Origin of the sequence: Pseudanabaena mucicola FACHB-723 (assembly GCF_014696385.1) — a bacterium.
Taxonomy (GTDB): domain Bacteria; phylum Cyanobacteriota; class Cyanobacteriia; order Pseudanabaenales; family Pseudanabaenaceae; genus Pseudanabaena.
In genome coordinates this window covers 213,957-237,582 of sequence record NZ_JACJQB010000001.1, presented here as the reverse complement: position 1 = coordinate 237,582, position 23,626 = coordinate 213,957, and the positions used below count along the sequence as shown (strand labels likewise).

The following is a 23,626-nucleotide window of genomic DNA, read 5'->3' as shown; positions in this document are numbered from 1 at the left end:
TTACCGTTAGCGTAAATTTTCAGTACGTGTGCCGATATCGAGAAACTGAATCAGCTTGACAGGGTCAGCATTGAACATAAAAGCCCTAGCATCAGGGGCAATTTTGTAACCTTCCTTCTCCGCCGCTTTTTGGGCAGAGTAAGGCAATGGACTCGATATTTCAAACATCAACTTTGCATAGGGATCACTTAATACCTCCACCGTACTTGGGAAAGATACGGGTTGTGTATATTCTGCGGACAGATGAATGTTGTAGAGCAACACCGCACCGTCTGAGGTAGTCAACTTTTTGAGAGCCGTTGCTTCTTCGGTAGGGTCGCCATCAGTAGACTCACCATCAGTAATGTTAATAATCGTTGGTGGATAACTATTGGGATGCTTTTCAATCCATTCCTCTAGCAAAATTCGCGCCATCGCAAAGACACTACACATAGCTGTGCCACCATTGGCAACAGGCTTAAACCAAATGGGAAAGTCATTATAAACTTCAACCAACCCACCCATACCATCGGGAAGCCTTTGAGCGCGTTTTTCTAACTCAGTCGGATTTTCATAAATCTTGCCAATGGGTGCGATCGCACTTTCCCCAGTGATTGCCGTTAGTGCCGAAGCAACTTCACTGTTATAACCAATTACACCTACATCAAAATAGTCATAGATCTCATTACCCTTAACGCAACGTTGCCCCAATGAATCCAGCAGTCGATTGACAGCATCGGCAACTGCCTTTGCCTTTTGAATTGGCTCATTGGTTTTGTGTAAACTTTCATTAACGCCTCTGCTTGTCCCTTTACTAGCACTATTACTAGCAAAAGCATCAGCCATCGATCCTGACTGATCGATGAGAAATAAGAAACAACTGGGCTGACGGCGGCTGATCTCTGCTGAGTAAGGCATATAAACTTACCCGATTCCTTATGTAGTATGTCTCAAGAATGACCTAAGTCTAGCAAAGTTAATCCGCTAAATCTGCCTAGTTTGATCATGAGAACACATGATCAAACCCCTCGGTTTGCCGATAAACTGTGATATTGGCCTTGTTCTACCTCCCACCTTCAAAGCAATTGATGAAACCTTAGCGATAGTGACTTAAATGAGCATAAATTTGACCTGTAAACTCAGCGATCGCAATCTGGATAGCAATCAAGGCAATAGTCAGAGGCAAATTGCGATCGCAGTGTCAGCAAATACTGCAACTGATGGGAATAATGCCCCTCTCAATCTTTGTCTAGTCCTAGACCATAGCGGCTCGATGGGTGGTCAACCCCTAGAGACAGTCAAACAAGCCGCCTGTGACCTCATCGATCAGATGTACCCCGAAGATCGGATTAGTGTGATTGGCTTTGATCACAAAGCCCATGTGGTTGTCGAAAATCAATCAATTGATCGCAGCGAAGTCATCAAAAACAAGATTAAATCGCTAAAAGCGTCTGGGGGCACATGTATTGACGACGGCATTAAGCTAGGTTTACAAGAAAGCTCTAAAGGCAAAGATGGTAGAATTAGTCAAATTTTTTTGCTGACCGATGGCGAAAATGAGCATGGCAATAATGACCGTTGCTTTCAGTTCTCGCGCCTCGCCACGGAGTACAACATGACTTTGCACAGCCTCGGCTTTGGGGATAGCTGGAATCAAGATGTACTAGAACAAATTGCCGATGCTGGTGGCGGCGCAATGGCGTATATTCCTTCACCCTCGGCTGCAGGCGCGGAATTTCAGAAACTATTAAAACGGGTACAGGCAGTCGGTCTAACTAATGCCTATTTGATTTTGCAACTTGCCCCCCATGTCAGGCTAGCGGAACTAAAGCCGATCGCACAGGTTGCCCCCGATACGATCGAGTTAAACTATCAGGCCGAAGGCGATGCAATCATTGTGCGAATCGGTGACTTGATGACCGATGTGGAGAGAGTCATTCTATGCAATCTCTACATAAATCCCCAAGGTTTTACCGCCACTAGCCCCAGTGCCATGCTGCCAATCTTGACCGCCCAAGTCCGCTATGACATCCCTGCACTTGGGCAAATCAATGTCCTGTCTGACGCAGAAACCATCACTGCCAATCTGGTACAGGACTTTACACCACAAGTCGATCCTGTTGTACAGACTCACTTATTAGCCCTTGCTAAATATCGTCAGACACAGCTTGCTGAACAGAAACTCCAAGCAGGAGATCGCGCTGGGGCTGCGACAATGTTACAATCTGCTGCGAAAACTGCTCTGCAAATGGGGGATCGTCATGGCTCAACAATCCTGCAAGACAATGCCACTCGTTTGCAAACAGGTACAACCCTGAGCGAATCCGATCGCAAAAAAACTCGAATTGCCTCCAAAACTGTACTACAAACCCCTAACAATTCTTGATTTCTTCCAGATTCATGTTTAGTGATATTAAATATCACTGAATCACCTCTGAGTCAGATTTGATAAACTGCTAGTCTAAGTCGCTCCTATGATCACCTGTCCTAATTGCGCCCATTCAAATCCCGTTGGAGCCGTAAACTGCGAGTCCTGTTTTACGCCATTACCGACTGTGCAACATATACAATGTCCAAATTGCCATTCGTCTGTATTGTCAGATGCCAAATTTTGTGGACATTGCGGGTTTAACCTCAGCGAAGCAACTATTGTTAATCCGAGTATCACTCCTCCGATTCCCTCGACAAACCTTGCCCCATCCACCGAAGTTCTTGTCCCTCACCCCATTACTAGCCCTATGACCAATTCTTTCCCTGATCAAAGTAATAGTGACGATACTTCTATTCCTGACTTCGAGGAAAATATTGTCTCTGAAATCCCTAATATTGCTGTCGTTGCCACAGAGAGTCCTTCACCGACAGAACAAGCAAGCGCACCCGCCAATGCCGCACTCAAAACCCAACTACAGCAATTTTCGGCATCTTTACTGCATGTCCAAACTAATCTAACACTCGAAATTCCGCCCCATTTACCAGTTGTCCATATCGGCAAACCTAATGCAGTAATTCCACCTGATATTGATGTATCTGGATTTCCCGATTCCGATATTGTTTCACGCATTCATGCCGATATTCGAGTGGAAGCTGGTTCATTCTTTTTTGAAGATACAGGCAGTTCTAACGGTACTTACATCAACAACTTGCCACTTCCCGCAGGTAATCGCCATAAATTGCGTGCAGGCGATCGTATTTCCCTTGGCAAAGGTGACAAGGTTAGCTTTATATTTCAATTCAACCCTTAGCCATATAACTCCCCAAAAACAGAGAGTTGCGGTGTTTTGCACCGCAACTCTCTGTTTTTGGAGTTTGTCTTAACTAAAAACTTCACGTTGCCGCCGCACGGAAACACTTCTCACTAGCTATTTTTGGCGCAAAACTTAGCCTAGAGTGAAAAAAATCAAAACCCAAGAATCGAGTGGCGGCGCGTAGCGCCGCCACTCGATTCTTGGGTTTATGTCCTAAGCAAAATTTTTTTGCTATATAATTAAAACCCAGAGCTAAAACCTGTGGCGCACGCTGCGCGTGCGCCACAGGTTTTAGAGTTTTATATTTAATTGCGCCTAGCTACTTATAAACTTAGGGAAAGTTGTTAAAAAACGTCTTTAGGTTTGCCTACACTTGATCATAAGTATTAAAATAAGTTACAGCTATCAAAAAATTGTTAACTAGTTCAGCAATCTTGGGTTTTTCAATTACATGAGTAAAGTTTACGATTGGTTTAACGATCGCCTTGAAGTGGGGGCGATCGCAGAGGACGTTACTAGCAAGTACGTTCCCCCTCACGTCAATATTTTTTACTGTCTAGGTGGCATCACCCTCACTTGCTTCCTAATTCAGTTCGCGACAGGATTCGCGATGACCTTTTACTACAAGCCATCCGTAACAGAAGCCTTTGAATCAGTACGCTACATCATGACCGATGTTAACTTCGGTTGGTTGATTCGCTCGGTTCACCGTTGGTCAGCCAGCATGATGGTATTGATGATGATCTTGCACGTTTTCCGCGTGTATCTAACTGGTGGTTTCAAAAAACCTCGCGAATTGACTTGGATCACTGGCGTAATTTTGGCGGTGATCACCGTTACCTTCGGCGTAACTGGTTACTCCCTACCTTGGGATCAAGTGGGCTACTGGGCAGTAAAAATCGTATCTGGCGTACCCGATGCAATTCCTGTCGTTGGTGGAACCCTAGTTGAGCTATTGCGTGGTGGTCAAAGCGTTGGCCAAGCAACCCTTACCCGTTTCTACAGCTTGCACACCTTTGTATTGCCTTGGTTGATTGCTGTATTTATGCTTGCTCACTTCTTGATGATTCGTAAGCAAGGTATTTCTGGTCCTTTGTAAGGTTTCTTATCGTAGTCACCAGTTTTAGGATTTTCCTATTAGATAATTTTAGAAAACCATAACGCAATAATAAATAGAGCAATAACATGGCAAAGACTGAGAAGCTCCCCGATTTAAATGATCCAATTTTGCGTGCAAAGTTGGAAAAGAACATGGGTCACAACTACTATGGCGAACCAGCTTGGCCGAATGACCTGCTATACATGTTCCCCGTTGTAATCACTGGCACAATCGCCTTGATTACTGGTTTGGCTGTACTTGATCCAACTATTGTTGGTGAACCTGCAAACCCTTTTGCAACTCCTTTGGAAATTTTGCCAGAGTGGTTCTTGTATCCTGCATTCCAAATTTTGCGGATTGTTCCTAACAAGCTTTTGGGTGTACTGCTTCAAAGTTTGATTCCCGTTGGCTTGATCCTCATTCCTTTCATTGAGAATGTAAACAAGTTCCAAAATCCTTTCCGTCGTCCCGTCGCGATGGCAGTATTTTTGTTTGGTACTGCTTTTACCCTCTATTTGGGTATTGGCTCCGCCTTGCCAATTGACAAGTCATTGACCTTGGGCTTGTTCTAAGCGCTATCAAAAAAAGAGGTGGTGTGCTTTGCACACCACCTCTTTTTTTTGGATATGACATCAGACGATACAATCATTTAAGTATTAGCGTTTATTGGGTAATTGCAAAAGAAATCGATGGCAGTAATTATTGATGGCAAGGCTCTCGCGAAAAAAATGCAAAGTGCGATCGCAGCAGAAGTCGCACAACTCCAAGCAAAGTATGGTCGTCCTCCGGGGCTAGCAGTGCTGATGGTTGGCGACAATCCCGCTAGTGCTGCCTATGTCAAAAACAAAGAAACAGCCTGTCTACGGGCGGGGATTACCTCCTTTGGCAAACATTTTCCTGCAAGCGTTACCCAATCAGAATTAGAGCAAGTTATTGATCAACTAAATGCCGATGATCGTGTGGATGGCATTTTGATTCAATTGCCACTACCTGAAAATCTTGATGCGATCGCATTATTAAATCGTTTAGCTCCCGAAAAAGATGCTGATGGTTTACACCCGAATAATCTTGGTAAATTGGTGCGCGGCGAAGATGGCTTACGCAGTTGCACCCCCGCAGGAGTGATGGAGTTACTCGCCGAAGCCAAAATTGACATCGCAGGCAAAAATGCGGTGGTGATTGGTCGTAGCATCCTTGTCGGTAAACCTGTGGCGCTCATGTTGCTAGAAAAAAATGCCACCGTGACCATTGTGCATTCACGCACCAAAAATTTGGCAGAGATTACAAGCAAGGCTGACATCTTAATCGCAGCGATCGGTAGACCTGAAATGATTACTGCCGATATGGTCAAACCTGATGCAGTGGTAATTGATGTGGGAATTAACCGTGTCACTGATGATGCAGGTAAATCTCGGTTGGTAGGGGATGTGGACTATGCGGGTGTAAGTGCCGTTGCTTCGCATATCACCCCTGTTCCCGGTGGTGTGGGACCAATGACTGTGACGATGCTATTACACAATACTGTGTGTAGCTATCGCCGCAAATTTATACAATAAAGCCTAAAGCACTGTAGTATATACATTCTGGTACGTTTTTAAATACATTCCTAAATACATTTCCAAACCCTCAACTCCTGACACCAGATCATTGTCAAACCCATTGTCAAGTCATGCGTCCAACATCGTCCCAATCAGTAGCTTTCAATTTAGATAAGTATTTACGCGATCGCAAACAAGAGGTAGAAGCGGCCCTTGATGCCTCCATCGCCGTTACCTATCCCGAAAAAATTTATGAATCTATGCGTTACTCACTTATGGCTGGGGGGAAGCGCTTACGTCCGATTCTCTGTCTTGCAGCCTGTGAATTGCTAGGAGGAGAAATTGCGAGCGCGATGCCCACTGCCTGTGCGATGGAAATGGTACATACCATGTCCCTCATCCATGATGATTTGCCCGCCATGGACAATGATGACTTTCGTAGAGGTAGACCCACCAATCACAAGGTTTATGGCGATGACATTGCGATTTTAGCGGGGGACGCATTGCTCGCCTATGCCTTTGAATATATTGCAGAACAGACTCAAGGTGTACCTGCAGAAAGGATTTTAAAAGCGATCGCCAATCTTGGTCATGCTGTGGCAGCAACGGGGCTAGTCGGTGGTCAGGTGGTTGATCTCGAATGTGAAGGTAAGCAAGATGTAACTGCCGAAACCCTCACATTTATCCATATCCATAAGACCGCTGCTCTGTTGGAGTCCTGTGTGATCTGTGGGGCATTACTTGCTGGTGCAAATGATACTGACATCAATCGGCTCTCCACCTATGCTAATAACATTGGTTTAGCCTTCCAAATTATCGATGATATCCTCGATATTACAGCGACTTCTGAGCAACTTGGTAAGACCGCAGGCAAAGATTTAACTGCCCAAAAAGTTACTTATCCTAGCCTGTGGGGAATTGAAGCTTCTCAGCAAAAGGCTCAGGAACTAGTGGAGCAAGCTAAGGCTCAACTGGTTAGCTATGGTGATGCAGCTTTGCCATTGATGGCTTTGGCGGATTACATTACTGCTCGCAAAAATTAAATTCTCGCTTAAACTCTCTCTTGAACTACTTCCTGCAATTGATATGAACCTCCATCCTGTTGGCGAAATCCTTGATAACCACGTTCTGCTAATTGCGCTATGTTCTAGCCTAACTGCTCAAATTCTGAAGCTATTTATTGAGTTAGCTCAGTTTCGTAAGGTGAGATTTAAGGTGCTATTTGAAACAGGTGGTATGCCTAGCTCTCACTCAGCGTTAGTTTCGGCTCTAGCCACAGGTATTGGGCGCACTCAAGGATGGGATACGCCTCAATTTGCGATCGCAACCGTGTTTGCTTTTATCGTGATGTACGATGCCGCAGGTATCCGCCGCGCCGCAGGTAAGCAAGCTAAGGTTCTCAATCAAATCATGGTGGAAGTTTTTGAAGAAGAGCATGATCCACTCAAGGAACTGTTAGGACATACACCCGCTCAGGTTGTGGCTGGCTCAATTTTGGGAGTCTTGCTGATGTGGTGGTTTTTGTAAATTTGCCGTCTTGATTATTATTCTTTCGTTTTACTCGTTGAGATAATATGAATATCCACATTTTTGAGTAATCGTAAAATCCTTTGCGTCAGCGATCCCTTAAACAAAATCTGCCAGCGTGACTTTTGGCTTTCACCCATCACAATTTGGGTAATCCGATAGTTTTGAGCCGTTTCCACGATCGCTCTTAAAGCATTGCTATCTCGCACACGAATAAAAGTACCGTCAAACTCTTTACATAAACGTTCACAAGTCTCGATATGTAAGCTTTCAGCTTTGGTCAAAAAGCGATCGGGATCATCGACAAATAAGATATAAAGCTGGGCGTGCATATAATTAGCCAGTCTTGCCCCCCTGCGTAGCAACTGAAGGGAATTGGGATAAGTGGAAACGCAGACTAAAATCCTTTCGTGAATATTACAAACGAGGTTCGTTGCCGAACCTGACTGATCGTGAGCTTCTAGATCATCTTCGATATTGTCAGCAATTTCCCTTAGTGCTAGTTCTCTTAGAGCAATTAAATGGCGACGCTGAAAAAAGTTGTTTAGCGATTGATCGATTTTTTCAGGCGCGTAGATTTTACCTTCCCGTAACCGTTCCTGAAGGGTTTCAGGCGTAACATCAACCACCACCACTTCATCAGCATCTTCTAAAATGCGATCGGGGATGCGCTCGCGCACGATCACCCCTGTAATCTTGGCGACCGTATCATTTAAGCTCTCAATATGTTGAATATTTACAGTGGAATAGACATCAATTCCTGCTTCGAGTAGAACCTCTACATCCTGATAGCGCTTTTCGCGATCGGTATTGGGGACATTAGTATGGGCTAGTTCATCGACTAGAGCGAGTTGTGGTTGCCGCTTCAGGATTGCATCGGTATCCATTTCTGTGAGCGATACTGATTCCCAATTAATCTGTTGACGGGGAATTAGCTCTAAACCTTGAGCTTTTTCCGCAGTTTCAGCCCGATTGTGGGTTTCGAGTAAACCAATTACCACATCAATACCTTCAGCTTTTAAACGATGCCCTTCCTCCAGCATTCGATAGGTCTTGCCTACCCCCGGACTCATGCCAATGAATATCTTATGTTTGCCGCGCCGATGGGTTTTAATCATAAAGAATCTAAAGCCAAGTTAAGCTTTAAAACATTCACACCATCTTCACCAAATATACCGAGAAAACGGCGATCGCTATTTTGATCGATTAGCTGCTCGAGTTGGCTAGGTTCAAGTTTACGGACTTGAGCAATTCTGGTAATTTGCGCCTTTGCAGACTCAGGAGTGATGTGGGGGTCAAGACTAGAGCCAGAAGTATAGACCAAATCAGCAGTTGGAGAGATTCCTGATTGTTGGAGTTTAGATATATCCGTTTTAATTCTCTTTAGCAAGTCAGGATTGCTTGGCGCGAGATTGCTTGCACCTGAAACACCTGTTTTGAGAATATTCGCTGTATCTGCTTTCGGATCAGCGGTGCTGTAGTTGGTAGTACTGGGGCGGCTGTGGAAATAGCGATCGCTTGTAAATGGTTGTCCGATTAGAGACGAACCGATAACTTGCTCTTGAGCATTGCGGATGAGGCTACCATTGGCTTGATATGAGAGGAATGGCAACTGTGCGATCGCTAGCATTCCTAAAGGATAGATCACAGCAACGAGTACCCAAAGGACAATGGTGACGCGGATAGATTTAATGATTTCGTTCATAATTGGGGGATTGGTAATTGGGGATTGGTAATTGGCTTTTGGCTTTTAGCTTTTGGCTTTTAGCTTTTGGCTTTTTAAAGTTTGTTAGCTAACAGCTAATCGCTAACAGCTAACAACCCAAAACTAAAACTTCTCAGGCTGAAACATGACGACAAATAGATAAATTGAGAAGGCAAAGGTGACAATTCCTAGAAGTCCTAGAGCATAGGCTTGGAATTTAGTGAAGCTTTCGGCATTGGCGGCATAGACCGCAGGAGCAATGATGAGATTAAAGCAGATCGCTAGAAACAGATAGATAGGATATTTCTGTTTAAGAGAGTGTTGCCAGAGATCGCTAAGATCGTCTATGGGGAAGCTTGGAGAAATGTGGGAAGTAGTTTTTTTCATAGTTGTGGAGACATTTTTTGTATTAGGCAATTGGCAGGAGAATATCAATGAATTTGATGGCAATAAATGGAGCGATTACACCACCTAGCCCATACAGCAAAATGTTCCGCTGTAATAGCTGATCGGCAGTAAGAGGTCGGAATTTTACGCCTTTGAGCGCAAGGGGAATTAAGGCAGGAATAATTAAGGCATTGTAAATTAGAGCCGAGAGAATTGCCGATTGGGGACTTTTTAGACCCATTACATTTAGAGTGCCAATCCCTGCGGTGGCAAAGATGGTGGGGATGATCGCGAAGTATTTGGCGATATCATTGGCGATCGAGAAAGTGGTCAATGCGCCACGAGTGATCAGTAATTGTTTACCGATCGCTACAAGATCAATCAACTTAGTCGGATCGCTATCCAAGTCCACCATATTTGCAGCTTCTTTGGCAGCCTGTGTACCTGAGTTCATGGCAACACCGACATTTGCTTGGGCTAGGGCTGGTGCGTCATTGGTTCCATCACCTGTCATGGCAACTAGCTTGCCCTGAGACTGTTCTCGACGAATTACTTCGATCTTGTCTTCGGGTGTGGCTTCAGCGATGAAATCATCAACTCCCGCTTCTTCGGCAATCACCGAAGCTGTAATCTGGTTATCACCTGTGAGCATGATTGTGCGGACACCCATGCGTCGTAGTTGATCGAAACGTTCGCGCAGTCCTGATTTGACAATATCTTTGAGATAGATCACACCATAGAGATCGCCACCCTGACAGATTCCCAAAGGTGTGCCGCCCAGTCTTGAGACTTTCTCATAGGCTGCTTCAAATTCTTCTGGAACATTTCCAGAACGCGATCGCACAAAGCCACGAATCGCATCCACTGCGCCTTTACGAACTTCGATACTTTCGGGCAAATCCGTTCCACTCATGCGAGTTCGAGCTGAGAAATCTACTCCTTTAGCTTGGTTGCGATCAAATTTGACAACGGCTCCTGATTGTTCCGCGAGTTGAACTATGGAACGACCTTCTGGAGTTTCATCAAAAATGCTTGCAGCAAGAGCAACCGTGGCAACTTCCGCCAGAGTATGTCCATTCGCAGGGATAAATTCATCAGCGAGGCGATTGCCCAGCGTGATTGTGCCAGTTTTGTCTAACACCAGAGTATTGATATCACCGCAAGCCTCAACGGCGCGACCTGATGTGGCGATTACATTAAACTGAGCGACACGATCCATGCCTGCAATACCGATCGCGCTGAGCAATCCGCCAATCGTGGTAGGAATCAGGGCAACCAATAGAGAAACTAAAATTGCGATCGTGGTGGGTGTATTTACATAATTAGCGATCGGCGTAATTGTGGCGACGACAATTAAGAATACCTGAGTTAGCACCGTCAGCAGCACCGTCAATGCAATTTCATTCGGTGTTTTAGAGCGCTCGGCTCCTTCAACTAGGGCAATCATGCGATCGATGAACCCCTGTCCGGGGTCAGCCGAAATCTTGATTGTTAATTCATCGGAAACTACGCGCGTACCGCCTGTAACTGAACTGGAAATATCTGTACCAGCTTGCTTGAGAACGGGAGCCGATTCGCCTGTGATCGCGGACTCATCGACTGAGGCTAGTCCCCCAATCACCTCACCATCGGCAGGAATCATTTCCCCGATCGCTACTTTGATTAAGTCACCACGCCGCAATTCTGTAGAACTAGTTGGCTGAATTGTGCCATCGGGAAGCATTTTACGAGCGATCGTGTCCGATCGCGTTGTGCGTAATGAGTCGGCTTGCGCTTTACCTCGTCCCTCAGCGATCGCCTCAGCAAAGTTGGCAAATACTACCGTAAAGAAGAGAATTATCGTAATTGAGCCGTTGAGAATTCGCTCCTGAGTGGGGTCGCCTTTAACTGTTCCAAAGAGATTGGGATCGATTGTAACTAGCAAAGTCACAATTGTACCGACCCAAACCATAAACATGACAGGATTTCGCACCGCAATCTTGGGATTAAGTTTACGGAAAGCATCACGAACAGCACGTTGATAAAGTCCCACCATTGAGGCTTTGGGCGTATGTTTACGCGAGTCGCGAGTGCCGCTAGGCATCGATTTGGTTGAATTATTCATACGCCACCTCTAGCAATCAAAAAAGCTTCAGCTACTGAACCAAGAGCCAATACAGGAAAGAAAGTCAATGCACCCATAATTAAAATCACGCCTGCGGTAACGCTCGTAAAAAGAACAGTATCGGTACGCAATGTTCCTGTTGTCATCGCCACAGGTTGCTTACGCGATATGCCATCGGCTAACAGCAATAAAGCAATTAAAGGAATATAACGCCCACCCAACAAACTAACGGAAGTGCTGAGATTCCACCAGAGCGTATTATCCGCTAGTCCTTCAAATCCAGAGCCATTATTTGCGGCTGCCGAAGCATATTCATAAACCACCTGTGAGAGTCCATGAAATCCTGAATTGCTAATTCCAGCTAACTGATCAGGAAATGCTAAGGCGATCGCACTGGGAATGAGAATAAAAATAGGATGGATTAACAAAATCAAAAAACTCGTCAAAACCACTTCATTCTTCTCAATCTTGCGCCCTAGAAATTCGGGAGTTCGACCCACCATTAAGCCAGTCACAAATACTGCCAAAATCGAATAGGCAAATAGATAAGCAGTTCCCGTTCCTTGCCCACCCCATATAATTTGTAGAAACATATTCGATAAAGTTATAAAGCCGCCGCTTGGCATTAGGGAATCATGCATTGAGTTAACCGCACCAGTCATCGTTCCCGTTGTCGTCACCGTAAATAATGCCGATTGCGCCCAACCAAAGCGAACTTCTTTTCCTTCTAGATTGGGACTTTGCGAACCTAATACTGCATTTACTAAAGGATTGCCCTGATATTCGCCAATGGCAGCTACAGCAATAAAAATGACATAAAGAGTGAACACCATGCCAAATATCAGCCATGCTTGCTTGCGACTATTGGCAATTTCGCCATAGGCAAAAATCAACGCTGTAGGTATGGAAATCATTGTCAAAATCTGAATCAGATTTGTGAAGCCATTGGGATTCTCAAAGGGATGGGCAGAATTAGAACCAAAAAAACCACCGCCATTTTCGCCGAGTTGCTTAATGATCTCAAAATGCGCCACTGGACCGATCGCGATCGCCTGACTGATATTTGCATCTTCTAAAGTTGGAACAATTACAGGCGCTGACAAGGTTTCAGGAACACCTGCGGCGATAAAAATTATTGCTCCAACAATGCTAATTGGTAATAGGATTCTCGTAATCGCCTGAGTTAAATCTCTATAGAAATTACCAAGCGATCGCCCAGTTAAACCTCGAATAAAGGCGATCGCTACCGCAATTCCAGTTCCCGCCGAGGTGAAAAATAGAAATCCTAAACCTAGCATCTGGGTAAAGTAGCTAAGGGTAGTTTCACCAGAATAATGTTGTTGATTGGTATTGGTAATAAAGGAAATCGTCGTATGCAAAGCGAGATCCCAACTAGGAGCGCTCAAGCCTGTCGGATTTAGCGGTAAGGCTCCCTGAAACATGAGCATCAGGAATAGCATGATTGCCATTACTAAATTGCTATACAAAATCGAACGGGCATATTGCCAACCTGTCATTTGCGTTTGAGAATTAACTCCACTAAGAGTAAATATCAAACTCTCCAGTGGGTTCAAAGCTCTATCCAGTAAAGTCTTTTGTCCTAAGAAAACCCTTGCGATGTAGCGCCCAAAAATCGGGGCGATCGCTACAATCAGCACCAGCGTAATTCCTATCTGAATCCATCCTTGTAGCATGGAAATTTCTGCTTCCTTTTGAGTCGATGAAGTATCAAGCAATTGCTGTGATAGTCAAATCATCAACCTATTTCTCTACTCTGACAAGGTATATCTTTTTGTTTAGAATCCTTGTGCTTACTTAAGCATAGGTTTTAAACACTTTCGAGATTGCGCTGTTTAGATAGCGTTTAGATGGTGTTTAGTTAGCGATCGCCCCGCCATTTCATGGTTAAGTGCACAGGCGATCGCTAAATCTATATTTGACTTATTATATAAAATTTTATATAATTTACTAGTATTTTAGGTATATGTAATTCAAAACTATGTCGATCAAGTTTTACGAAAGTCCGTTTCATGCGATCGAGGAGCCTGAAGTCGCTAGTAAGTCAGTTTTGAAGGCTGACTTGACGATCATGATTCGAGACATAATTGAAAATAAAGGTTGGACTCAAAAGGAAGCGGCTGAAAGGTTAGCGGTTACTCAGCCGCGTGTATCTGATATTGTGAATGGAAAAATTGATAAATTTACTTTGGATATGCTTTTTTCAATGTTAGATAAGCTCGGATTTAGGACTGAGTTTACTTTTAGCAGTTTAGAAAGTGCTTCTATTAAAATCCAAACAAGAGGTTTAGCTAAAGTTGCTTAGTTGTTTTTTGATGATAGCCATCACTTGACTATAGTTGCTAAAATATCTACTAACTAAACTGGCTTTTAATCAAAATATAATTACTGGTAATAAAGACTATGAATAAAAGAAACAGCTATTTCTTTTTGCAAGCTGAAAAGAACTCATCTAATTCAGATTTCATAAATGAAGTTGAGGATTACGCAGAAACTCGCAAGAAACAATTCTACGTTATTGATAGACCTTTGGGTGATAGTAAATACTCTTATAAAGACACAAACCACTTAATAGTTTTAACGCCAAGTACCAAGATACTCTTGATTAACTTCGGTTCACCAAATAGTTCATTTGAAGAATTTTGTGAAGATTTCCTTGAAGATCTTGCCGCAATTGCAGATAAGTACAGATACAAAGATATTATCGGAAGGGCTAGATATTGGAAAGAGAATCTTATTGCAGAACATGATTATACGGATGAAATGCTTGATCTCGATATGTTTATTGCTGAGAATTCTGTTATAGATAGTAAGCAAAAGCGAAGCATTGAACTTCTAATATCTCTTTTAACTGGAAGCATCAATGATGTAGAGAAAGTAAAAGCAAATATCCCTGATAATATTCTTGATAAGATTAAACAAAAAATAGTCCTCTTTGATGGTGAACAGACACGCTTTATCTATACAAAACCAAACAAAAAAAGGATTTTGATTCAAGGACTTTCGGGAACTGGAAAGACGGAGCTATTACTTCATAAGCTTCGGGAGTTATACACATCAAGTAAAGAAAATAGAATTATTTTTACTTGTCACAATAAAATACTAGCCGACAAACTTCGTATTCGCATACCTGACTTCTTCGATTTTATGAAGGTTGAAGAGCAAATCCAATGGGAAAAAAGATTGTGGTGCGTTCATGCATGGGGATCTCACGCTCAAGCAAATTCAGGAACATACAGTTATATTTGTAAGTACTATGGGATAACGTTTCTGCCTTGGTCGAGAACTCAGCCATTTGATTACGTCTGTAAGCAAGCTATATCTCAGTTGACTGAGCATAAGTTAAGTGAATTTGGTTATGCCTTTGACTATATGTTAATTGATGAAAGTCAAGATTTTCCCGAATCATTCTTTGACCTATGCGAAATGGTAACAAAAAAATCTGTCTATATAGCTGGTGATATTTTTCAAAGTATTTTTGATGTCGTAATTATTTCAGATATTGACCCAGATTATCTTCTAAGTAAATGTTACAGAACAGATCCTAGAACACTTATGTTTGCTCATGCAATTGGGATGGGTCTATTTGAGTCTCCACCAATTAGATGGTTAGAAGAAAATGAGTGGACTGCCTGTGGCTATCTTGTTGATTATAATCAAGAACATACTCAGATCACATTAACTAGAGAGCCTTTGAGCAGATTTGAAGACCTTAAGCAAGAAGGGATTCCAAGTGTTTCAATTGTAAAAACTGGGGTAAGCGATAACGAAAATGAAGTTGTAGCCATAATCAGAATCTTAAATGAGATTAAACAATCTCATCCAACAGTATTACCAAGTGATATTGGAATCATCTTTATTAATTCAGGTTCGCAAACTTATGCAACAGCAGATTATTTAGAGCGTGCCATCCCAGAATCTCTTGGCTGGAAAGTTAATAAAGCCTACGAGACAAAACAAGCTTCACAGGATGCAATATTTATTAGTAATCGTAACAATGTCAAAGGGCTAGAGTTTCCGTTCGTTATTTGTGTAACAGGCAAAATCATGAGCGCTCTAAATTACCGAAACTCTCTTTACATGATGCTTACACGCTCATTTATTCAGTCATATTTGCTTGTTTCTGGTGAACTAAATGAGCCTAATCTTCTTCAATGTATTGAAGAATGTCTAGAGACTATAAATTCCAAGGGATTTCTTTCAGTCGATGTACCTTCTGATGATGAAAAGAAAAAGCTCCGTATGCGAATTAACTATAACGATACTAATCTCTCTTATATTGACTACATATACCAAGAGTTTGAGAAACAAAATGTACCCCAACCTTTACAAAAACGTCTGTATGAGACTGTTAAGCTTATGACTGGAGAAAATATTGACTACAACAAGTTTCCAATTGCAGATCTCATAATGGATCTCTACCAAAAGATGAACAAAGATGAACTAATTAGTACTTAGCATGAAGCGCCATAATTTTGATATTGGGAACTGGGAGCTAAGCAATTTCTTTTCACCTATTAGAGATAAGCGTGATGTTATTCTTCTTTTAATGAAGACAGTCAAGCTGATTAATTCAAAAGTACCCGTTGATCCGAACCGTAAGGGGGGCGAAATTACTCTGCTTGTCTCGAAAATGAGTAGGTTATTCTTTGAATCTGAGGCAAAAATATTTTCAATTCGCTTCCCATTTGTTATTAGAGAAAGTGAAGAAGACCTTTCTATTAGTTCAGTATATGTTGAGAATATAGACAGTACAGTGACTTCTAGCGTTATCTCGATATTCTCATCAGAATTTGATTTTCCAGATATCCTTGATTTTGCTGAGTATATTGATACCAATGCAAATACAGATAAGCAAATCTGGCATTTAGTTAGAGAGCTTCTTTTCTTTGAAGATGGCTATATAAGGTTTGATCATGATCCTAAAAATGCCAATGCTACATATCATCCATTGAACCATTTTGATGTCTTTTATACTGATCAATGCTCCTTTAAAGTTGGTACTCATAAGAAGCTATCAATTGAGGATATGATTGATGTATTAGATCGGGAAACACCATGTCGCTATCTTACTTAGGAGCAATCTCTAGGGAGGGAATAAGCGATTAATTAGAATAGAAATAATCCTTTAAAAAGATAGAACTAACTACAACTCAAAAAAATGGAAAAAGTAATCACCAAAACTAATATCAAACAACAAAATAGTGATTTTCAATATTGGCAGCAACAAACGCCCCAAAAGCGACTAGAAACCCTTGAACAAATTCGCCAAGAATACCATCAGTACAAATACAATGCTCAACCAAGATTTCAAAGAATTTATACAATTATTAAACGACAACCAAGTTAATTATTTAGTCATCGGCGGCTATGCCGTTGCCGTACATGGACATCCACGATATACCAAAGACATCGATATTTGGATAGAAATCAGCGAAGAGAACTCACAAAAAATAATTACTGCTTTAGCAGAATTTGGCTTTGGTAGCTTAGGACTGACTGCCCAAGACTTTCAAGAACCACATCAAATTATTCAACTCGGTTATCCTCCTAACCGAATTGACTTAATCACCAGTCCAGATGGCATTGACTTCCAAATCTGTTACGCATCTAAAATAGAAGTAATGCTTGACGATATAGCCGTTAAATTCATCGATCTTGATAACCTTAAAAAGAATAAATTAGCATCTGGCAGACTTCAAGATCTAGCAGACTTGGAGAATCTTCGCTAGAGGAGTAAATGAGCGCTATTTAATTAATTTTTGAGAAAGGCAAATGGTTGTGGGAAATTCGACATACATGGCTAAACAAGCATCACCTTGGCGATCGCCTACATTTTGGATGATTGTAGGATTGATTTGGGCGGTGATTGTTTTAGAATTCTCTACACCGCCAGACTATGTGATGGGTTATCTCTACATCAGTCCGATTCTGATCGCTAATTCCCAATTGAGCCGTCCTAGTACCTTTCTGTTCACACTTGCATCGGTGGTGTTGACGCTCATCAATATCTGGATTCCTTATCATCAGACAATTCAGGTTTCCATGATTGTCAATCGCTTGGTGACTATCTTAGCTCTAGTCGTGACCGCGATCCTCTGCGATCGCAATCGACAAACACAGCAAATTTTAGTGCAGCAACAAGCCAAACTTCAAGCGCAAGAGAAAATCATGAATGTGCGCGAAGACTTTGCCTCTACATTAGCTCATGATTTAAAAACTCCCTTACTTGGTGCGATCGAAACTCTCCAAGCTTTTGATCGTGAACAATTTGGAACTATTGATGCTAAACAAAAAACTGTGGTGAACATGATGATCCGTAGTCATCAGAATAGTTTGCAACTAGTGGAAACTCTCCTTGATGTCTATCGCTATGAAATAGAAGGCTTACAATTACAATTAGAACCAATTAATTTAGCCATTCTAGCGGAAGATGTGGCAACTTCACTTTTGAGTCTCTCTACCAGTCGTCGCGTTTATTTGAACCTACATTATGGAGAATCAGACTTTCGCAAATTCCTGTGGGTGAATGGTGATGCCTTCCAATTGCGGCGAGTTTTTACAAATTTACTGACCAATGCAATTAATCATTCTCCGCGAGGTGCAAAAGTAGAATTAGTGCTAGAAACCCAATCTTCGCACCAGATTGTCCAAGTAATTGATGTTGGTGCAGGGCTTAAGCCTGACGAGCAGCCGCACTTATTTGAGCGATTCTATCAAGGGCAGAGCGATCGCTTAGCTACTGGTTCTGGGCTAGGCTTGTACCTAACTCGCCAGATTATTGAAGCCCATGGCGGTACAATTTGGGCAGAAAATCGTATTCCCAATGGCGCAATCTTTGGATTTCGTCTGCCAGCTTTGCCCTATTCATCCCATAACATTACCTAAACGACCGCCACACCGAAGTTTATTCTAAAAAAATGACCTTAGATCACCTCAAAATCCTTTTAGTTGAAGACGACGAACTCTTTCGCCTCGGTCTACAGGTGCGCTTGCAACAGGAAACTAAAATTGCAGTTTTAGCAGAAGCAAATGATGGAGAAACAGCGATCGATCTTGCTAAACAGCAGCCCTTTGATCTCGTGCTTCTTGATATTGGTTTACCAGGGTTGGGTGGACTAGAAACTTGTCGCCAAATCAAGATCAATCATCCGAACTTACCAATTTTAGTACTCACTTCACGTAATGAGCGATCGCTTATTTCCCGTTTAGTCACCGCAGGCGCACAGGGTTACTGTCTTAAGGGAGTTGCTGCCGAGACGTTAATTCTGGCAATGCGATCGGTGATTGCTGGGGCTTCTTGGTGGGATGCTACTGCTACCGCTGAAATCCAGCATACTTTTCAAAATCAATCTTCTGAACTTACTTTAGATGATTCATCTGGAGCAAAAATTGATACTTTGACGCGAAGAGAAAAAGAGATTCTCGTTTTAATGTCTGAATACAAGACCAATCAAGAAATCGCGGAGATCCTTTATATTTCGTCAGGGACAGTAAGGGTGCATATTCATGCAATTTTGCATAAGTTAGGAGTAAGCGATCGCAAACAAGCGATCTCAATTTATTTCAATAATGGCTGCTAATTACCGCGCACTAGCATTATTAAAAAGCAACTTACTTTCTTTATCCCAATTACGATACATCCAGATTACGGTGTACCAGTTCATGTAAATACGGAATATTTCCATGGCGACTTCGGACTTGCCTTGATCGCATAGCCATGTTAACAAGGGCTTGAGAGTGCGATCATTGAGCGTGCCGCCAAGAGTCAAAATTCCCCATAGAGCTAAATGCAACCAAGTTTTTTGAATCATTAACTTCACTTCCCATGTGGGATGCTTCTGATAAAAGATAATGCTCATCCTGCCGCGTTGTTCTTCAAGATCTAGCAAGCGTGGCATTTTATCGATGGAGAACGGTGCATGGTAATGAAATGCGATCGCACCTGCACAGGTCACCCGCTTGAGTCCTAACTTTTTGACGCGCATCCCTAGCTCAAAGTCTTCCCAACCATACTGAAAGAAGCCCGTATCAAATTTTCCTGCTTCTATTAGCCATTTACGTGCGATCGCTAAATTGCAGGTATCAAATAGAGCCGCCGTAAAATATGGCACAGCCGATACAGGCTCAGAATCGGGAGCTTCAAGGTTACTAGTATCGATAATGCGTCCGTAACTATAAACTTTTTCGCCTTGGGCAAGAGCTGCAGTATGAGCTTGAAGATATTCAGGATTAACCGTAATGTCACTATCAACAAAGGCAATATATTTACCGATCGCAGAGTCGATGCCATAATTGCGAGCAGTGGCGGCAGCGGCATGGTCTTGAGTCAATAAGCGCAAATGGGGATAGCGATCGCAGTTAGACCGCAAAAATTCCACTGTACCATCCGATGAACCATCATCAATGACCAGAATTTCGTAGGGTTCAGTTATGGTTTGCTTTTCTAATGCTGCTAGACACTTTTGCAAAATAGGAAGACGGTTATAGGTTGGCACAACCACAGACCACAACATTTCCGACACAATCTTCTCCTAAATACTTTGCCGCCCGCTATCTTTTGAATTATAGCTGTAGCCAGTTATGTTATGACAAACCCAAAACCAAAAATAGAGTTGCAACGTGAAGCGTCGCAACTCTATTTTTGGTTTTGGATAAAATCACCAAAAAAGGGACGCTAATCGTCCCTTTTTGATGTTGTAAGAATAAATTATTCAACAACTTTTTCTTTGAATTGCTTACCAGCTGAAAATGCAGGAACGCGAGTAGCAGCAATGACCATTTTTTCGCCAGTGCGAGGGTTACGACCTTCACGCTCTTTGCGTTCACGCGCCTCGAAAGAACCGAAACCAACTAAAGTAACGCGATCATCTTCAGCTACAGCATCAACAATTGATTCGAGGGCAGCAGTAACGATCACTTCAATATTTTTCTTAGATACATTTACCTTTTCGGCGATCGCATCTACTAATTCACCTTTATTCACAGATGTAGCTCCTATGTGGCTTGAGATTAAGACTTGATTTTTTAGAGATTGCAGTCATTTAGACGGAATCAATACTACAGCACCTATGGCAGCCGTCAAGCGCTTTTGACAAAACTTTTGAAATTTGTGGCTCAGAGCAAAGCAATCAATAGGTATTTACTCTATTGCGATCGACTTTGATTAACGCACAGCCCTACTCATATACTCGCCCCAAACCTTTGCCGCAACTGCACTTGAGCCATTAGTCACTCCCTCATCATTACCCAGCCAGACGGCTGTCACCAAATTGCGACTTGGCACTGCACCAATAAACCAAAGGTCCCGTCCTTCATCGGTAGTTCCTGTCTTGCCGATCGCCGCTGCTTGAGGAATCGCGGCTGAACTGCCTGTGCCATTTTGGACGACACCACGCATTAACTCGACCATCGTATTTGCCACCCCTGCATCAATGACCTGACGGGGCTGGATAAAAGCATTGGCATCGAAAATAACCCGACAGGTTTTACGATCTTTCGGATTTTGACAATCGGCACTGTCAAGGATGCGGCGGATGGCGTGGGGTTTAATATACTTCCCCTCATTAACGACGGTGGCATAGGCTCCTGCCATTTCGAGGATCTTTACCTCATTGCCCCCCAATACCATATTGCTCGAAGGATCAAGATTGGCGGTGATCCCCAAGTTCTTAGCAGTCTTGATCACATTATTTAGCCCTGCACTTTCGGCAACTCTTACGGCTACAACGTTTTCAGATAGGGCAAAGCCCCGATACATATTGACTGCGCCACCACCACCACGGCAACCCACAATTCCCGATAGAGGGCTACAGGAAAAGGCAGTATTGGGAGATATACCTTGCTCTAGAGCCGAGGCATAGCTAAATAGCTTAAAGGTGGAACCTGGTTGACGTAATGCTTGGGAAGCACGGTTAAATTGGCTCGCCTTGTAATCAACGCCACCAGTCATCGATAACAATGCACCATCGCTGGAGTTGACAGTGACAATCGCACCTTGGCTAAATCCAAAGCTGCCACCATCACGATCTACCGCGTCGCGTAAAGCTTTGTCTGAGGCTTGTTGCATGGCTAGATCGAGATTGGTCTCGACGATTAGATTTCCCTCTCGCGCAAAGTTATCACCAAGAATTTCCTGTAACTCCTCAAAGACATAGCTGTAGTAATAGGGGGCAACTGAGCCTTGGAGGTTAGTTTTCGCCGCTTCGTTGAGAATTAAGACCGATCGCCTTGCCCGTTCTGCATCCTTGTCGGTGATCATGCCCAACTCTGCCATGCGGTTGAGAATGCGATCGCGATATTCGATCGCTAAATTTTTATTTCTAAAGGGATTAATCGTTTCAGGAGAGGGCAGTAACCCAACCAGAGTTGCAGCTTCAGAGAGTGTTAATTCTGAGGCTTCTTTATTAAAATAGAGTTTGGCGGCATCTTTAAATCCATATACCCCGTATCCTGTATAGGCTCGATTGAGATACAGGCGCATGATCTCATCTTTGTTGTAGGTAAAAGTGAGCTTAATGGCGGCGGCGGCTTCGCGCCATTTGCGTCCCGCCGAGTCATCTGTACCCACATAGGTTTTACCCAACAAGTTGCGCGATAACTGCTGCGTAATTGTGCTAGCCCCTTCTAGTCTTGTTCCCCGACTACTGACGTTGGTAACTAAGGCTCTGGCGACACCCACAGGGTCAACGCCAATATTCCAATAAAAGGAAGTATCTTCAGATGCAATAACTGCTTTGGGAATAAATTGCCCAAACTCAGCGAGGGTTGAGTATTCGGTGTGATTGGCGATATCTGTGGGATCAAGGCGCTTGATTCCATCTCCTGCAAACACTTCTACGGGGCCTTGTTGAGTGACGGGCAAGGGTTTGAGTGACGGCACGCGACTGAGTTCGTAGCCGATTGCCAATACAAATAAGCCTACGATCGACCCTACGCCTATGCCTGCATACTGCACATAGCGAACGTACCAAGGTGGCGGATCAATATAACGAATACTTGCCGCTTCGGCGAGTTCGGGGGGGCCAAGCGTAATTTTCATTTTGTGACGCATTGGCACGGATTTTAAGCGTTGTTTATCACGATAAATACCGTTGGTGGAGTCTTGGTCTTGGAGAATAAATTGTGCTTTTTTCTGAGTGCGATCGCGAACTAGTTGGGCATGAATTTGGCTAACGAGTGGTGTCTGCACGACAATATCGCATTTACCTGTATTGCGTCCTAGCACATAGCGATCGCCAACGAGGTCATAAATTTCGGGTTTATCTTTTTGCGATCGACGTACTTCTAGCTTGGGAACTCGCTCTTTGGGGTTGATCTTTAATACGCCATTAACCACCTGCGTCAGTTGATTGAGCTGGGTCATCAACTTGGATTTAGGCGGCTTGGGCTGCGATTGCGGTTGTGGTGGTTTTGACGATTTCATAGATGGCTAAGACGTATTTTTGGAGAGCGTGGTTTCCAGTAGTCAAGACAAAGATGATAGGATGGAAAAGTATAAATCTCAATGTAAAAGTAATTTATACAGAAAATAAGGGGTTAACTTATGCGAACAATCACCTTACAAATTGATGATAGCGTTAGCGACAAATTTCTATGGTTGCTTGACAGATTCTCGAGAGATGAGATTAAAATTTTAGACCAATCTGATTATGCCAGTGATGACGAGTATTTGAGGGGAATTGAGGGAATGGTTCAAAGTATCAAAGCCGCCCGTGCTGAACCCATTGAACAAGGTATAACCATAGATAATCTAGATTGGTAATGTACAAAGTAATTTTCATGACGCAAGCTCAAAAAGATGCTAAAAAGCTTGCTTCCAGTGGACTCAAAGCAAAAATCCTGCAACTTATCAAAATAATTGAAGAAAATCCATTAAAGTACCCACCAGACTATGAGTTATTGAAAGGAGATATGAAAGGGTTAATCAGTCGCCGTATCAATAAACAACATCGGGTAGTTTACGAAGTATTTGAATCAGAAAAATTGATCAAAATCTATCGAATGTGGTGTCATTATGAATAG

At 42.9% G+C, this 23,626-nt stretch carries 24 protein-coding genes; 15 read left to right on the top strand and 9 right to left on the bottom strand.

Translation table 11 applies throughout. The features are described 5' to 3' along the window. Window positions 1-6 precede the first annotated feature (6 nt). The gene (locus H6F41_RS01040; protein ID WP_190401603.1) at window positions 7-897 is read right to left on the bottom strand and encodes a vWA domain-containing protein; all 891 of its coding nucleotides are present in this window, start codon (window positions 895-897) and stop codon (window positions 7-9) included. A 196-nt stretch (window positions 898-1,093) separates the two neighbouring features. On the opposite strand from H6F41_RS01040, the gene H6F41_RS01035 reads away from it, so the two are divergent. The 7 genes from H6F41_RS01035 to H6F41_RS01005 all read left to right on the top strand — a co-directional run bounded on the left by H6F41_RS01035 (window position 1,094) and on the right by H6F41_RS01005 (window position 7,388). Then, the gene (locus H6F41_RS01035; RefSeq protein ID WP_190401602.1) at window positions 1,094-2,365 is read left to right on the top strand and encodes a vWA domain-containing protein; all 1,272 of its coding nucleotides are present in this window, start codon (window positions 1,094-1,096) and stop codon (window positions 2,363-2,365) included. An 88-nt stretch (window positions 2,366-2,453) separates the two neighbouring features. Beyond that, window positions 2,454-3,221, top strand: coding sequence for an FHA domain-containing protein (locus H6F41_RS01030; protein WP_190401601.1), 768 nt, complete (start codon window positions 2,454-2,456; stop codon window positions 3,219-3,221). Between the two features lie 454 nt (window positions 3,222-3,675). After that, window positions 3,676-4,323 carry a cytochrome b6 gene (gene petB, locus H6F41_RS01025; protein ID WP_190401600.1) on the top strand — a complete coding sequence of 216 codons (648 nt, stop codon included), beginning with the start codon at window positions 3,676-3,678 and terminating at the stop codon, window positions 4,321-4,323. An 86-nt stretch (window positions 4,324-4,409) separates the two neighbouring features. Next, window positions 4,410-4,895 (top strand): cytochrome b6-f complex subunit IV, encoded by a 486-nt coding sequence (gene petD / locus H6F41_RS01020; RefSeq protein WP_190401599.1) that lies wholly within the window; start codon window positions 4,410-4,412, stop codon window positions 4,893-4,895. A gap of 117 nt (window positions 4,896-5,012) precedes the next feature. After that, entirely contained in the window at window positions 5,013-5,879 is an 867-nt protein-coding gene (gene folD, locus H6F41_RS01015; protein WP_190401598.1) for a bifunctional methylenetetrahydrofolate dehydrogenase/methenyltetrahydrofolate cyclohydrolase FolD, read from the top strand. Between the two features lie 113 nt (window positions 5,880-5,992). Continuing rightward, window positions 5,993-6,904: a geranylgeranyl diphosphate synthase CrtE gene (gene crtE, locus H6F41_RS01010; protein WP_190401597.1), complete on the top strand. Its 912-nt coding sequence runs from the start codon at window positions 5,993-5,995 to the stop codon at window positions 6,902-6,904. Between the two features lie 43 nt (window positions 6,905-6,947). Then, window positions 6,948-7,388: a divergent PAP2 family protein gene (locus H6F41_RS01005; RefSeq protein WP_190401596.1), complete on the top strand. Its 441-nt coding sequence runs from the start codon at window positions 6,948-6,950 to the stop codon at window positions 7,386-7,388. Between the two features lie 17 nt (window positions 7,389-7,405). On the opposite strand, the gene H6F41_RS01000 is transcribed toward H6F41_RS01005, so the two are convergent. From H6F41_RS01000 to kdpA, 5 genes are all read right to left on the bottom strand, one after another. Further along, window positions 7,406-8,506: a universal stress protein gene (locus H6F41_RS01000; protein ID WP_190401595.1), complete on the bottom strand. Its 1,101-nt coding sequence runs from the start codon at window positions 8,504-8,506 to the stop codon at window positions 7,406-7,408. After that, a complete protein-coding gene (gene kdpC, locus H6F41_RS00995) occupies window positions 8,503-9,093 on the bottom strand; it encodes a K(+)-transporting ATPase subunit C (protein WP_190401594.1) in 591 nt (196 codons plus the stop codon). Before kdpC ends, H6F41_RS01000 begins: the two co-directional genes overlap by 4 nt. Before the next feature lie 123 nt (window positions 9,094-9,216). Further along, on the bottom strand, window positions 9,217-9,480 hold the full coding sequence (locus H6F41_RS00990) for a potassium-transporting ATPase subunit F (RefSeq protein WP_190401593.1): 264 nt from the start codon (window positions 9,478-9,480) through the stop codon (window positions 9,217-9,219). 22 nt (window positions 9,481-9,502) lie between these two features. Continuing rightward, window positions 9,503-11,584 carry a potassium-transporting ATPase subunit KdpB gene (kdpB, locus tag H6F41_RS00985; protein ID WP_199288603.1) on the bottom strand — a complete coding sequence of 694 codons (2,082 nt, stop codon included), beginning with the start codon at window positions 11,582-11,584 and terminating at the stop codon, window positions 9,503-9,505. Continuing rightward, window positions 11,581-13,278 carry a potassium-transporting ATPase subunit KdpA gene (kdpA, locus tag H6F41_RS00980; RefSeq protein WP_190401592.1) on the bottom strand — a complete coding sequence of 566 codons (1,698 nt, stop codon included), beginning with the start codon at window positions 13,276-13,278 and terminating at the stop codon, window positions 11,581-11,583. The genes kdpB and kdpA overlap by 4 nt, the downstream gene beginning before the upstream one ends. Before the next feature lie 305 nt (window positions 13,279-13,583). Between kdpA and H6F41_RS00975 the strand changes: the two genes are divergently transcribed. The 6 genes from H6F41_RS00975 (at window position 13,584) to H6F41_RS00950 (ending at window position 19,185) form a co-directional block, all read left to right on the top strand. Next, window positions 13,584-13,907 (top strand): helix-turn-helix domain-containing protein, encoded by a 324-nt coding sequence (locus H6F41_RS00975; RefSeq protein WP_190401591.1) that lies wholly within the window; start codon window positions 13,584-13,586, stop codon window positions 13,905-13,907. A 98-nt stretch (window positions 13,908-14,005) separates the two neighbouring features. Next, window positions 14,006-16,060 carry a DEAD/DEAH box helicase gene (locus tag H6F41_RS00970; RefSeq protein ID WP_190401590.1) on the top strand — a complete coding sequence of 685 codons (2,055 nt, stop codon included), beginning with the start codon at window positions 14,006-14,008 and terminating at the stop codon, window positions 16,058-16,060. A gap of 1 nt (window position 16,061) precedes the next feature. Further along, window positions 16,062-16,679 carry a hypothetical protein gene (locus H6F41_RS00965; RefSeq protein ID WP_190401589.1) on the top strand — a complete coding sequence of 206 codons (618 nt, stop codon included), beginning with the start codon at window positions 16,062-16,064 and terminating at the stop codon, window positions 16,677-16,679. A 217-nt stretch (window positions 16,680-16,896) separates the two neighbouring features. Then, a complete protein-coding gene (locus H6F41_RS00960) occupies window positions 16,897-17,334 on the top strand; it encodes a DUF6036 family nucleotidyltransferase (protein ID WP_190401588.1) in 438 nt (145 codons plus the stop codon). 67 nt (window positions 17,335-17,401) lie between these two features. Then, complete coding sequence (locus tag H6F41_RS00955) at window positions 17,402-18,490, top strand: sensor histidine kinase (RefSeq protein ID WP_190401587.1); 1,089 nt, start codon at window positions 17,402-17,404, stop codon at window positions 18,488-18,490. Between the two features lie 32 nt (window positions 18,491-18,522). After that, window positions 18,523-19,185, top strand: coding sequence for a response regulator transcription factor (locus tag H6F41_RS00950; protein WP_190401586.1), 663 nt, complete (start codon window positions 18,523-18,525; stop codon window positions 19,183-19,185). Here the strand turns inward: H6F41_RS00950 and H6F41_RS00945 are convergent, their stop codons facing one another. From H6F41_RS00945 to H6F41_RS00935, 3 genes are all read right to left on the bottom strand, one after another. After that, window positions 19,186-20,118 (bottom strand): glycosyltransferase family 2 protein, encoded by a 933-nt coding sequence (locus H6F41_RS00945; RefSeq protein ID WP_190401713.1) that lies wholly within the window; start codon window positions 20,116-20,118, stop codon window positions 19,186-19,188. It abuts the gene before it with no gap. 194 nt (window positions 20,119-20,312) lie between these two features. Then, window positions 20,313-20,588, bottom strand: coding sequence for an HU family DNA-binding protein (locus H6F41_RS00940; protein WP_190401585.1), 276 nt, complete (start codon window positions 20,586-20,588; stop codon window positions 20,313-20,315). Window positions 20,589-20,768: 180 nt separating this feature from the next. Next, entirely contained in the window at window positions 20,769-23,027 is a 2,259-nt protein-coding gene (locus H6F41_RS00935; protein ID WP_190401584.1) for a transglycosylase domain-containing protein, read from the bottom strand. 120 nt (window positions 23,028-23,147) lie between these two features. On the opposite strand from H6F41_RS00935, the gene H6F41_RS00930 reads away from it, so the two are divergent. Together H6F41_RS00930 and H6F41_RS00925 are read left to right on the top strand one after the other, a co-directional pair. Continuing rightward, window positions 23,148-23,366 (top strand): hypothetical protein, encoded by a 219-nt coding sequence (locus H6F41_RS00930; RefSeq protein WP_190401583.1) that lies wholly within the window; start codon window positions 23,148-23,150, stop codon window positions 23,364-23,366. After that, window positions 23,366-23,626: a Txe/YoeB family addiction module toxin gene (locus tag H6F41_RS00925; RefSeq protein ID WP_190401582.1), complete on the top strand. Its 261-nt coding sequence runs from the start codon at window positions 23,366-23,368 to the stop codon at window positions 23,624-23,626. The genes H6F41_RS00930 and H6F41_RS00925 overlap by 1 nt, the downstream gene beginning before the upstream one ends.